Source organism: Nocardiopsis chromatogenes YIM 90109 (assembly GCF_000341185.1).
Taxonomy (GTDB): Bacteria; Actinomycetota; Actinomycetes; order Streptosporangiales; family Streptosporangiaceae; genus Nocardiopsis_A; species Nocardiopsis_A chromatogenes.
On record NZ_ANBH01000071.1, the window covers coordinates 1 to 12,068 of the forward strand.

8 protein-coding genes and 1 pseudogene are annotated in these 12,068 nt (G+C 74.4%); 3 read left to right on the forward strand and 6 right to left on the reverse strand.

What is annotated here, in order from left to right:
* The first annotated feature begins 272 nt into the window (after positions 1-272).
* On the forward strand, positions 273-1,115 hold the full coding sequence (locus tag D476_RS0107400; protein ID WP_026123326.1) for a GNAT family N-acetyltransferase: 843 nt from the start codon (positions 273-275) through the stop codon (positions 1,113-1,115).
* A gap of 69 nt (positions 1,116-1,184) precedes the next feature.
* On the opposite strand, the gene D476_RS32395 is transcribed toward D476_RS0107400, so the two are convergent.
* From D476_RS32395 to D476_RS0107435, 6 genes are all read right to left on the reverse strand, one after another.
* The gene (locus D476_RS32395; RefSeq protein WP_017623314.1) at positions 1,185-1,664 is read right to left on the reverse strand and encodes a hypothetical protein; all 480 of its coding nucleotides are present in this window, start codon (positions 1,662-1,664) and stop codon (positions 1,185-1,187) included.
* Positions 1,661-2,407: a hypothetical protein gene (locus tag D476_RS0107410; RefSeq protein ID WP_017623315.1), complete on the reverse strand. Its 747-nt coding sequence runs from the start codon at positions 2,405-2,407 to the stop codon at positions 1,661-1,663. Before D476_RS0107410 ends, D476_RS32395 begins: the two co-directional genes overlap by 4 nt.
* Before the next feature lie 388 nt (positions 2,408-2,795).
* Positions 2,796-4,046, reverse strand: a complete 1,251-nt coding sequence (locus D476_RS0107415; protein WP_026123327.1) for an LLM class flavin-dependent oxidoreductase — start codon at positions 4,044-4,046, stop codon at positions 2,796-2,798.
* Between the two features lie 7 nt (positions 4,047-4,053).
* Complete coding sequence (locus D476_RS0107420) at positions 4,054-4,860, reverse strand: alpha/beta fold hydrolase (protein ID WP_017623317.1); 807 nt, start codon at positions 4,858-4,860, stop codon at positions 4,054-4,056.
* A gap of 1,357 nt (positions 4,861-6,217) precedes the next feature.
* Entirely contained in the window at positions 6,218-7,327 is a 1,110-nt protein-coding gene (locus D476_RS0107430; RefSeq protein ID WP_017623319.1) for an alcohol dehydrogenase catalytic domain-containing protein, read from the reverse strand.
* Between the two features lie 28 nt (positions 7,328-7,355).
* Positions 7,356-8,825 (reverse strand): aldehyde dehydrogenase family protein, encoded by a 1,470-nt coding sequence (locus tag D476_RS0107435; RefSeq protein ID WP_017623320.1) that lies wholly within the window; start codon positions 8,823-8,825, stop codon positions 7,356-7,358.
* Positions 8,826-10,008: 1,183 nt separating this feature from the next.
* Between D476_RS0107435 and D476_RS38800 the strand changes: the two are divergent.
* Both D476_RS38800 and pta read left to right on the forward strand, forming a co-directional pair.
* Positions 10,009-10,824: pseudogene (locus tag D476_RS38800) on the forward strand (AAA family ATPase); the annotation flags it as partial.
* Between the two features lie 130 nt (positions 10,825-10,954).
* The coding region (gene pta / locus D476_RS38805; RefSeq protein ID WP_239648623.1) for a phosphate acetyltransferase at positions 10,955-12,068 on the forward strand (1,114 nt) is incomplete at its 3' end.

Genomic DNA, 12,068 nt, shown 5'->3' on the forward strand with positions numbered 1-12,068 from the left:
GACAGCCGTACAAGGAATCACTCGTCTAGGGGGACGGTCGGCGGGCCCCGGCGCCGGTGGGCCGGGGCCGCTCCGGAAGGCGTGGACCGGGCCCCGCGCCCGGCGCGCTGGGCCGGGGCGGAGAGCGACCGAAACCGTGCGGTCGCATAGTCTGGAACCTGGGGCGCGGCGCAGTCCGCCGCGGGGCGGACCCGTGCTCACGTAGGCGCCCGGCGGTCGGCGGAAGGCGGTCCGTGGGCGGTTGGCGGCTGAAGGCAGGCGGGGTGATGCGGGTGCTGCGAACCTCCTCAGTTCGCGTGCTCGACCGGCGCGACACCGAGGACGTGCACGCACTTCTGGACCGCGACCCCGTGGGCAACGTCTTCGTCAGCTCACGCCTGCGCGCCTCGGGCCTGGACCCGGCCCGGCTCGGCGGCGAGGTGTGGGGCTACATCGAGAACGGCCGCCTGAGCTCCCTGTGCTACTCCGGGGCCAACCTCGTCCCGGTGGACGCCGGGCCCACCGCGGTGCGGCAGTTCGCCGAGCACGCGCGCTGGCGCGGCCGCCGCTGCTCGTCGATCGTCGGTCCGATCCCGGCCGTCACCGACCTGTGGGAGCGCCTGGGCCCGTCCTGGGGCCCGGCGCGGGCGATCCGCGACCGCCAGCCGGTCCTGGAACTGATGGGGGCCCCGCGCCCCGACCCCGACCCCCGCGTGCGCCGCGTGCGGCCCGAGGAGCTCGACGTGCTGCTCCCGGCCTGCATCGCGATGTTCACCGAGGAGGTGGGGGTGCCCCCGGACGCGGGCGACGGCGGCGCGCTGTACCGGTCCCGGGTGGCCGAACTCGTGCGCGGCGGCCGCGCCTTCGCCCGTATCGAGGACGGACGCGTGGTGTTCAAGGCCGAGGTCGGCGCCGTCACCCCGCACGCCTGCCAGGTCCAGGGCGTCTGGGTCCACCCGGACCTGCGGGGCCGCGGCTACGGTGTGGCGGGCATGGCCGCCGTGGCCCGCCTGGCGCGCGAGTACATCGCCCCCCGGGTGACGCTGTACGTGAACGACTTCAACACCTCGGCGCGCGCCGTCTACGACCGCGTGGGCTTCCGCGAGGTCGGCGAGGTCATGTCGGTCCTGTTCTGAGGCCCTGCGTCCGTCCTCGCGGCGCCGCCGGGGTCCACCGGCGATGAAGGGGCCCGGGGCCCTCCGGCATCAGGGGGCGGCGGGGCCGTCGGCCGGGACGGGCTCGGCGGCGGTGCCCACCTCCGCGTCGAAGTACTCCATCAGCGCGTTGATGTCGGCGATGTCCTTGGCCCGGCCCAGGCGGCGCTTCCAGCGCAGGACGCGGTCGAGGGGCGCGAAGGGCAGGCCGTCGATGGACTCGCGGGTCTCGATGAACTCGTCCAGGTCCCACATGGACGGGAACCAGCCGTTGAGCACGTCCAGGCGGCCGCCGCCGAGTACCACGCGGCGCACGCCCTCCCAGGGGGCGGTGACCACCGGGCCCAGCGTCCGCGCGATGTCCCAGGCGCGGCCGCGCACCACCACGTCCAGGTCGGTGATGTCGGCGCGGATGCCGCGCGCCAGGAGCGGGCCGCTTCCGGCGATGATGTAGTCGCCGATCGGCAGGTCGAGGCGGGCCAGGTCGACGAAGAGGGGATGGCTGTGCAGGAGTGCGTGCTGCTGTGTCACCCGAGTGCCTTCTCTCCAAGGACGATGCGGATCACCGCGGCGATCAGGAGGGCCAGGCCGATACTGCTCATCGAGCCGATGAGGAAGTACTCGGCGAACCGCTTCTGGTTGCTCTGCAGTTCGGGGAAGCGCGCAAGCGCCTTGATGCCGACGACCACGACGATGGCCTCCGGCCGTCCCGCGACGGTGAGGGCGTAGGTCATGGACCGCTCCAGCCATCCGATGGCGGTTCCCGCCCCCTTCAGGGGCTCCATCTCCTCCGCCTCCGCCTTCTTCAGCTCGGCGTAGAACGGGTGGAGCGTGTGCGTGACGACCTCCCCTCCGATGAACGTGGCGATCAGCAGCCCCGAGACCGTGATCGCCGTCCTGTCGTCCAGGATAAGATCACGCGCCCCGGTGAGGACCTGCGTCCCCGCGTGCAACGCCGCGGCCGTGCCCGCCAGGGCGGCGGTGAGCCCCATCGGCGCGAAGATGGTCCCGGCCACCGACGACGAGATGAGGATGTGGGTGGAGCCCTGCATGTGGGCGTCGGTGCGGGCCAGCCGCCACAGCCCCCAGGACGCGGCCGCCGACAGCGGCAGCAGGACGGCGGCGGCCGGGGTCAGCAGCGCCGGCGCCAGTGCGTAGGCGGCGTACAGCACGGTCAGGGGCAGTGCGAGCAGTGGCCGCGGTCGGACGAAGGGGATGGAGTAGGGGAGCAGCAGGGCGGCGACGAGTCCGATGACGACGCGTTCCAGCTCCATGCGGCTCCTCTTCAGTTGTCCAGGACCGGCCGCCCGGCGGCCGCGCCGGGAGCGGTCGGCGGGCGGGGCAGTCGATTATCGCCCGCGAAAATCCCCGAAAACAGGGGGAAGAGGGCCCATTTCCGGCATGGGTGTGCCCGGGTCGCAGGAGGCCGTCCGGCTCACTCCGGAGGGGAACAAGGGAGGGAACGGGGCGTTTCGGGCGTCCGGTGTCCGCCCTGCCCAGGGGCCCCGCGGCGGGGCGGCGCGGGGCAGCGCGGTGGGGCGGAGCGGCGGGGGCGCAGGGGGCACGGGGGCGGCGCGCGGTGATCCGGGCGGACGGCCGGAACCGGCCGCCCGCCCGGGTCCGGGACCAGTGCCCGGGTCCGGGACCAGTCCCGGATCCGGCTCAGTCCCGGAACTCCGGGATCACGTGCTCGGCGAACATCTCCAGGTTGCGCTTGACCGTGTCCAGCGGCAGGACGCCCTGCTGGCCCTGCATGAACAGGCCGAACCACTCCAGGTCGGGGATCTCCTTCAGCATCGCCTCGATGCCGCGCTTCACGTCGTCCGGGCCGCCGATCAGCGCCATCTGCACGTCGGCCATCCGCTTGAAGTCGCCCTTCTCCGGGCTGATGGGGGCGGCCGCGTCGTCGTCCTTGGTGCGCAACACCTCCAGGTACCCGAAGGGGCCGAAGAACGACGCGAAGTCCTTGTGCATCTTCGCCCCGTAGGTCGCGATCGCCTCCTCGCGGGTGTCGGCCATGCCCACGATCTTGAGGATGCCGGTGTGCTCGCCCAGCCGGTAGTCGCGCCCGTGCTCGGCGGCCACGCTCCGGTACAGCTCGGCCTTCTTGCGGTGCTCGCCCGGCAGCGGGGTGAACATCCACGGCAGGATGTCCTCCTGCGCCGCCCGCACCACCGACCGGTCGCTGACGGTGAAGGGCTGCCACAGCTCCGGGTGCGGGTCCTGGTAGGGGCGCGGCACCACGCTCACCCGCCGGATGCGGCCCTGCTCGTCCAGCTCGCCCGGCGCCCCGAAGGTGCGCGTCCACTCCTGGGCGGGCCAGCCCTCGATGCCCTCGTAGGGGTCGGGCACCTGGTAGTCCAGCACGTCGCTCCGGTAGCGCAGGGTCTCCTGCGTCCAGGCCATCTTCATGATCTTCAGCAGCTCGCCGAAGACGTCGAAGTTGCGGTCGTCGGTGCGCGACCCGTCGCTGCGCGCGGCCCGCGACTTCCACCGCTGGCCCAGCACGTCCGCCCAGCGCGCCTGGTACCCGCGGGCCACCCCCAGGCGCAGCCGCCCCTGGCAGAAGTGGTCGAGCAGGGCCACGTCCTCGGCGGCGCGGATCGGGTCCCAGGCCGGCAGCACCAGCCCCAGCGGGGCCAGGAGGATCCGCTCGGTGCGCGCCGCCAGGTCGGCCAGCACCATCAGCGGGTTGACGGAGAACTCGAAGCCCTCGGAGTGGAAGTGGTGCTCGGTCAGCATCAGCGCGTCGAAGCCGATCCGGTCGGCGTGCACCGCGATCTCCCGCACCTCGTGCAGCAGGCGCTGGTAGGAGGCGGGGTCGCGGCCGATGGGGCGCAAGGCGCGGGCGTTCTCCTCGGCGGCGTACCCGGACCCGGGGATCTGGGGGTTCATGAACAGGCTGAACTTCACGGCCATCTCACCTCTCGTGGTCGGTTCCGGCCAGCCAGCCCTCCAGCGCCCGGAGGAACTCGGCGGGCCGCTCCTCGTGCAGCCGGTGCCCCGCGCCCTCCCAGCACTCCACCCGGGAGCCGGACGGGAGCAGCGGGCGCTCCCAGGCGGCCCGCCCGGGGTGGTGCCACAGCGACAGCGCGGGCTGGGGGCGCCGCGCCAGGTGGTCCTGCGCGGCGGGGCGCGGCCCGATCGCCCCGGGGTCGGTGAACATCCCGGCGAAGGCCTCGGCCAGCACACGGGGCCGGGCGGCCCGCAGCCGCCGCTCGTGCCAGGTGCGGATCCAGGCGGGGGTGGCGGGGGTGGTACTCCAGGCGTCCAGGGCCAGGGCGGCGCCCACCGGGTCGGGTCCGTTCAGGGCGCGCACGGCGGCGGGCAGCGGGTCGGTCTCGGCGGGGCCGAAGCCGTATCCGGGGTCGACGGTCACCACCGCCGCGACCAGGTCCGGCCGGTCGGCGGCGAGCAGGCTGACCACCTGCCCGCCCATGGAGTGGCCGACCGCGGCGACCGGGGCGGCGCCCGCGTCCTCGATGAGGCGGGCGAGGTCGGCGGCCATGGCGGCGGGGGTGCAGGGGGTGTCGGGGACCGAGGAGGCGCCGTGCCCGCGCAGGTCGGGGGCGAGCACCCGGTGCCGCTCGGCCAGCGGGCCGATGTGGTGCACCCACTCGTGGGAGTCCGACCCCCACCCGTGCACGAGCAGCAGGGTGCGCCCGGGGTCGGCCGGGCCGTCGTCGGTGTGGAAGAGCCGCACGTCGGAGAGGTCGGTGAAGGCCATGGACGCTCCCGCCGGGGATGCGAGCGGTCAAAAAGCAGAACATGTTTCAGTTTTTCGGTCCCGTTCACGGTAACCCGTCCCCACCGGCCCGATCAATCGCCGCAGGACCCATTCCGCGCCGTGCGGTGGGCGGCGGTGTGCGCGGGGTACCGGGTGCGGGGGGGCGGGGATGGTGGGGAACAGCGGGGAGGGTGACGGCGACGGAGGTCGGCGGCGCTTGCCGGAGCGTCGTCGGCTGCCGGGCGTGTGGCGTGGTTGCGGTGGTGGGCGGCGACGGGGTGAGCGGGGCGGTTGCCCGGTCCTGCCTGCCGGGCGGCGGGTTCCTCGCGGTTCGGGCGGGCGGATCGGCAGGTTGCCGGGTCAGCGGCGACGGCCGGGTGGCGGGGCGCCGTAGTGCGAGGTGGCAGGGGCGGCGACGACGGAGGTTGGCGGCGCTTGCGGTAGCGCTGTCGGGTGCCGGGCGTGCCGGTGGTCGCTGTGATCGGCGGCGATGACGGGGCTGGTGCCCCGCTTTTGGGCCCTTGCCGGGTGGCGGGTTGTCGGAGTGCGGAGGAGGGGCGGCGACGATGAGGGGGCGGCGGGCCCTGCGGTAGCGCTGTCGGCCGTCGGGCGTGTGCGTGGTCGCCGTTGATGGCGGCGACGGAGCAAGCCGGGCGCTTCCCTGATCCTGCCTGCCGTCCGGCGGGTTCCTCGTTGTCCGGGAGCGGCGCGGCACCGGGGTTCGCGTTCTTCCGCGCCCGTGGCGGCCGCCGGGCTGGCGCGGTGAACCCTGTCAGTCCTGTGACCTGGGCAAATACTCCGCGTTAGGTGCGGGTGAGGGCGAGAAACGCGCCCAGCGACACCCGCGAACGCCCAGGGGCGACGAACACCGCGATACCAGAACAGGTTCTAGGGACGAGATGTCCTGTTCGCGCCTGCTTGGGGTGTTCCGGTTGGGGGTGGGGGTGGGCACGGGGTCGCTCGGGCGCCTCTGCCGGGCTCTCGGGGCCCCGCACTGGGCCGATATTGGCTACGCGCAGTGACGTCGGGCCCGGCAAACGGCCCGGGTGTGCCGTTTAAGGCCCTCCAGACACCGAATCCCGTTCAGATATCGCGATGAACGCACACCCGCACCGTCCGCGAGGCTGTCCCGGTCGTCGAACAGGGGGCGGGAGGTGTTCGGGCGGCCGGGAAATTGGGCGAAGCGGACACTGGGTCGGTATTGGCGGACCGGGATCCGTCTTCCGGACCTCGCAAGCGTCCCTGGGGGCATCCTGCGCGGTGTAATCGATGCCTTTCGGGCGATCGGGTAGCGGATCCACCACGCGGGATGAACGGACGCCCCCTGGCGCCCGTCATCGTCGGGGCAGGGGAGTCCTCACTCCTCCGGGATGACGAGGGCGCGGGCGGTCTCGCCGTTCCGGACGCGGTCGACGGCGCCGTTCACCCCCTCAAGACCCACGCGTTCGGTGATCAGCTCTTCCAGGCGCAGCCGCCCCGCGCGGTACAGGTCGACCAGGCGCGGGAGGTCCCTGTGCGGGGACGCGTCCCCGCCCTGGCAGCCCATCAGGCGCCGGGAGGCGAACAGGGCCCCGGCCGGTACCGCCGCCTCGGCGCCCGGCGGCGGGCTGCCCACCATCACCGTGGTGCCGCCCGGCCGCGTCGCGCCGAAGGCCGCCGCCAGCGCCCCCGGTGCCCCGGTGGCCTCGATGGCGTAGTCCACCCCGCCCGGCACCAGGTCGCGCACCCGCTCCTCCAGGCCGTCCCCGGCCGCGACGGTGTCGGTGGCGCCGAACCGCTCCGCCGCCTTGGCCTTGGCGTCCACCAGGTCGGCGGCGATGATCCGGACCGCGCCCGCCACCACCGCCCCCTGTACCGCGTTCAGCCCGACGCCCCCGCATCCCACCACCAGCACCGAAGAGCCGGGCCCGACCCGTGCGGTGGTGAGCACCGCCCCCACGCCGGTGACGACCGCGCAGCTCAGCAGCGCCATCGGGGCGAGCGGGACGTCGCCGGGCAACGGCACCAGCGCGCGCTCGGACACCACGGCGTACTCGGCGAAGGAGCCGATACCCAGGTAGGGCCGCACCTCGGCGCCGTCCATCCGCAGGCGCGTACCGCCGTCGGGCATGACCCCCATGATCGCCTTCAGCCGCGCGTCGTCCGTGCACAGATGGGCCTGGGCCCCGGCGCACATCCGGCACCGCCCGCACGGCCGGTTCATCGCGATGAGCACCGGATCGCCGGGCACCACGGACCCGACCCCGGGCCCGACCGCGTCCACGGTCCCCGCGCTCTCGTGCCCGCACACCACCGGCAGCCGCGGCACCACCGGGCTGTCCCCGCCGATCGCCTTGAGGTCCGACCCGCACACACCCGAGGCGGCGATCCGCACCCGCACCTCGCCGGGGCCGGGATCGCCCGCCTCCACCTCGCGGACCTCCAGTGGAGCGTCGAAGGCGGTCAGCACCGCCGCACGCATCAGCATCCGTCACGTCCTTCCCGGCCGGGCCGCCTCAGCCCGGCTCGATCCACGCGGCTTTGAGGGTGAGCCACTCGCGCAGGGCGTCGGGGCCGTTGGAGGGCAGGTTGCCGCTCTGCTTGCGGCCGCCGAAGGGGACCGCCCAGTGGATGCGCCGGAAGGTGTTGATCCACACCGTCCCGGCGTCGATGGCGTCGACCGCCCGCCGTGCCCGTGCCAGGTCGCGCGTCCAGGCACCCCCGGCCAGCCCGTACCCGGTGCCGTTGGCGATGGCGTAGGCCTCCTCCTCGGCGGTGAAGGGCAGCGCCACGGCCACCGGCCCGAAGATCTCCTCCTGGCAGATCCGAAGGCCGTTGTCGCCGGTCCGGAAGAGGGTCGGCTCCACCCAGTAGCCCCCGGCCAGGGCGGGGTCGGGCTCGGTGAGCGCGTCCGGGCCGGAGCCGCCGCCGAACAGGAGCTCCGCGCCCTCCTTCGGGCCCAGCTCCAGGTAGGAGAGCACCTTGCGGTACTGCTCCTCGGACGCGATGGGCCCCATGCCGGTGTCGGGCGCCCCGGGGGCGCCCACCCGCAGCGCACGGGCGTACTCGCGCACCCGCTCGGTGAACGCCTCGAAGACGCCGTCCTGCACCACGAACCGGGAGGCGGCCACGCACGACTGCCCCGCTCCGCCGGTGTAGATCGCCCCGGCGGCCCCCGCGGCGGCCGCGTCCAGGTCGGCGTCGTCGAAGACGATGCACGCCGACTTGCCGCCCAGCTCCAGCGAGAGGTCGGTGATCCCGGCGGCGGACAGCTCGGTCACCCGGCGCCCGGTGGCGGTCGATCCGGTGAAGTGCACCTTGGCGACGCCGGGGTGGGACACCAGCGCCTCCCCGGCGCGCTCCCCGGTGCCCGCGACCACGTTGACCGCGCCGGGCGGCAGGCCCGCCTCCTCCAGCAGCGCGCACCCGGCCAGCACCGAACAGCAGGCCTGTTCGGCGGGCTTGACCACGACCGCGTTGCCCGCGGCCAGGGCGCCGGACACCTTGGCGAAGAACATGGCCAGCGGCGCGTTCCAGGGCAGGATCACCCCGACGACCCCGTAGGGCTCCAGGCGGGTGGAGACCGAGGCCGTGCCGCCCATGTGGAGGGTGTCGCCGGTGACCGTGTCGGCCAGGCCGGCGTTGTACTCGATGTGCATGGCGCCGCCGGGCAGGTCGGCGCCGCGCGTCTCGCGCAGCACCCGCCCGTTGTCGCGGCTCTCGGTGCGGGCCAGGTCGTCGGCGTGCTCGACGACGGCCCGGGCCCAGCGCCGCAGCACGGCGGCGCGCCGCGCGGGCGGGACGGCTCCCCATTCGGGCGCGGCCCGCCGGGCGGCGTCCACCGCCTCGGCGACGTCGTCGGGGCCGGAGTCGGGCACGCGCGCCCAGACCCGGCCGGTCGAGGGATCGGTGCTGTCCAGCCACCCGCCGCCGATCGCGGGCCGGGACTCACCGCCGATGTGGTTGAGGTAGGTGGGCAGCGTCATCGGGGGTGTCCTTTCACGGCCGCCCTGCCGCCCGTGCTCCGGCGGCCGGTCACCGGACCGGCGCCCGATGACTGCCGGGGCGCGGAGGAGAGGGTGTCGGGGGAGTCGTGCGCGCATCGTAACCCCTAAACCAAGCGAGCGCTAGGTTGTAATTGGGGTAGTTGTCGCCCTTGGTCGGCGATCCGGAGCCCGTGCGGCGCCGGGGGGCAGACCTCGTTCCGGGCTGGTGGAGGGGCGGCAGATGTTCGACCGCGCCAAGCCCGATCTCCCGCGCATACGCCTCCCGCCCGCGGCTTGATGCGCGGCCTTCACAGAACCGGCGACTGAGTCGATGACGCTGGTCCCCGCCCCTGGGGCCCATGAGAGCCCCTGGCTCATCCTGCGGGTCACGTCCGCGGATCTTCCGTCCGACCATGCCAGCGGAGCGTCACGGCCTTGGGGGCCCGCCTCAGTGTCGGTGCCATGACCGGCGCCCCCGCCTGTCAGTGGGCGGCGAAGGCCGAGCGTCCAGGGCAGCTGCGGCCGCCGAACGTTCCACCACTGCAACGGACACCATCATCCTGCGTGGCGGAATCGACGCATTCAGGGCGATCAGGTGTCGATTCCGACATGCAGGATCGCCGGAGACCCCTCTCGGCGCCCGGTATGCCCGAAAGGCGTGCCCCTCCGCGCTGACCTCGGGGAAGTCGGCCTCAAAAAGTCCGTCATGAGACCGACCTCCGTCGAGATCAACTCCGACGAGGGCGTACCGGCCCGGCGGCCGCCACGAACGCGGGCGACCCCCGCCCACCTGGCCGCGCCGCCTTCCCGGACCGCGAGGGGGCCACCGGACGGCAGTCAGGGCCCGGGAACCGCCCCGCGCTCGCCGTCGCCGCCCAACGCGTTGTCCACACACACCGTGCAACCGTCAGCGCTGCGGGAAGAGCCACTGTCCCTTGTCGTCGCCGCCCTCCACCCCCGCGCCCCACCAGCCCGCCACCCGCCGGTGTCTTGGGTGAGGCTTTGCCGCTCGGATGCCGCATCTCACGGCACGCCCGGCCGCCTCCCTCCGGGCACCGGGGCTACCGTGGTGCCGGGACACCCGCCCCCTCATCCGGGGCGGGCCGCGGCCCCCGAGCAGGGGCCGCCGGGTGCACGGGGGCGCGCCCGAGGGTGGGTCCGGGACTTCGCGAAAGGCGGGGGCATGACGCGCGGCGTCTACATCGCGGCCACCGACGCCGACAGCCAGCAGGCCGTCGTGGCGCTCGGGACCGCCGAGCAGCTGTCCAGCACCGTCCACTCGGTCGGGGTGTTCCGCCCCGTCGTCGACGGGCGCGGGCGCGACCCCATCGTGGAGACCCTGCGCACCCGCTTCGACCTGGGCGGCGACTACGAGGACTGTGTCGGCGCCACCTACGGCGAGGTGCGCACCGACCCCGACCAGGCCCTGTCGCGCATCGTCGACGCCTATCACGCGGCCGCCGCCCGGCACGCCGCCATGGTCGTCGTCGGCTCCGGCTACACCGACGTCGGCTCGGCCACCGAGTTCTCCTTCAACGCCCGCGTCGCCGCCAACCTCGGCACCCCCGTGCTGCTGGTGGTCTCCGGCGCCGGGCGCGGCGAACCGGAGGTGCGCGACGTCATCGCCATCGCCGGCCAGGAGCTCGACCGCGAGCACGCCTCCCTGCTGGCCACCGTCGTCGACCGGGTCGACCCCGACCAGGCGCACACGCTCCGCCGGGAGCTGGCCGGGCAGGGCTACGTGCTGCCCGAGGTCCCCCGGCTGCGCGCCCCCACCCTGCGCGACCTGCAGCGGGCCTGCGAGGCCCGGCTGCTCTTCGGCGAGGAGAAGCGGCTCGGCCGGGAGGTGTCCGGCCTGCTGGTGGCCGCCATGTCGCTGCCGAGCATCCTGGACCGGCTCGAATCCGAGCACGCGGTCATCATGGCCGCCGACCGCGCCAGCGCCCTGCTCCCGGCGGTCAACGCCGCCCACACCTCGCCCGACTTCCCGCCGCTGGCCGGGGTGGTCCTCACCGGCGGCGCCGACCTGCCCGAACCGGTGTGGCGGCTGCTCACCGGGATGGACATCCGCCNNCACCGACCTGGACACCTTCCCCACCGCCACCCGGGCGGCCCGCACCCGCGGCCGCATCGCCCCCGGCGCCGGGCCCAAGATCGAGACGGCGCTGCGGGCCTTCGCCGAGTCGGTCGACGGCCGCGACATCGTCGAGCGCCTCCAGGTGGCCCGCTCCACCGCGGTCACCCCGCTGATGTTCGAGCACACCCTGCTGCAGCGGGCGCGCGCCGACCGCCGCCGCATCGTGCTGCCCGAGGGCACCGAGGAGCGGGTGCTGCGCGCCGCCGACCTGCTGCTCCGCCGCGACGCCGCCGACCTGGTGCTGCTCGGCTCGCCCCGGGACATCGCCGCCCGCGCCGCCGACCTGGGACTGGACGTGGGCGCCGCCGAGGTCGTCGACCCCGAGGCATCCCCGGAGCTGGTGGAGCGGTTCGCCGAGGAGTACGCCCGGCTCCGCGCGCACAAGGGCGTCACCGTCGAGCTGGCCCGCGACACCGTCCGCGAGCTGTCCTACTTCGGCACCCTGATGGTGCAGTGCGGCCTGGCCGACGGCATGGTCTCCGGCGCGGTGCACACCACCGCCCAGACCATCCGCCCCTCCTTCGAGCTGCTCCGCAGTTCCCTGGTCTCCAGCGTGTTCTTCATGTGCCTGGCCGACCGGGTGCTGGTCTACGGCGACTGCGCGGTCAACCCCGACCCGGACGCCGAGCAGCTGGCCGCCATCGCCGTGGACTCGGCCCGCACCGCGCGCGGCTTCGGCGTGGAGCCGCGGGTGGCCATGCTGTCCTACTCCACGGGGGCCTCGGGCACCGGCGCCGACGTGGACAAGGTGCGCCGGGCCACCGGGCTGGTCCGCGAGCACGCCCCGGAGCTGGCCGTGGAGGGGCCCATCCAGTACGACGCCGCCATCGACCCGGGGGTGGCCCGCACCAAGCTGCCCGACAGCGAGGTGGCCGGGCGCGCCACCGTGTTCATCGTGCCGGACCTGAATACCGGCAACATCCTCTACAAGGGCGTGCAGCGCAGCGCGGGCGCGGTGGCGGTCGGCCCGGTCCTGCAGGGGCTGCGCCGCCCGGTCAACGACCTGTCGCGCGGTGCGCTCGTGGGCGACATCGTCAACACGGTCGCCATCACCGCGGTCCAGGCACAGCAGGCGGATCGGGACCGGCAGGGGGGGGGGGGGGCGG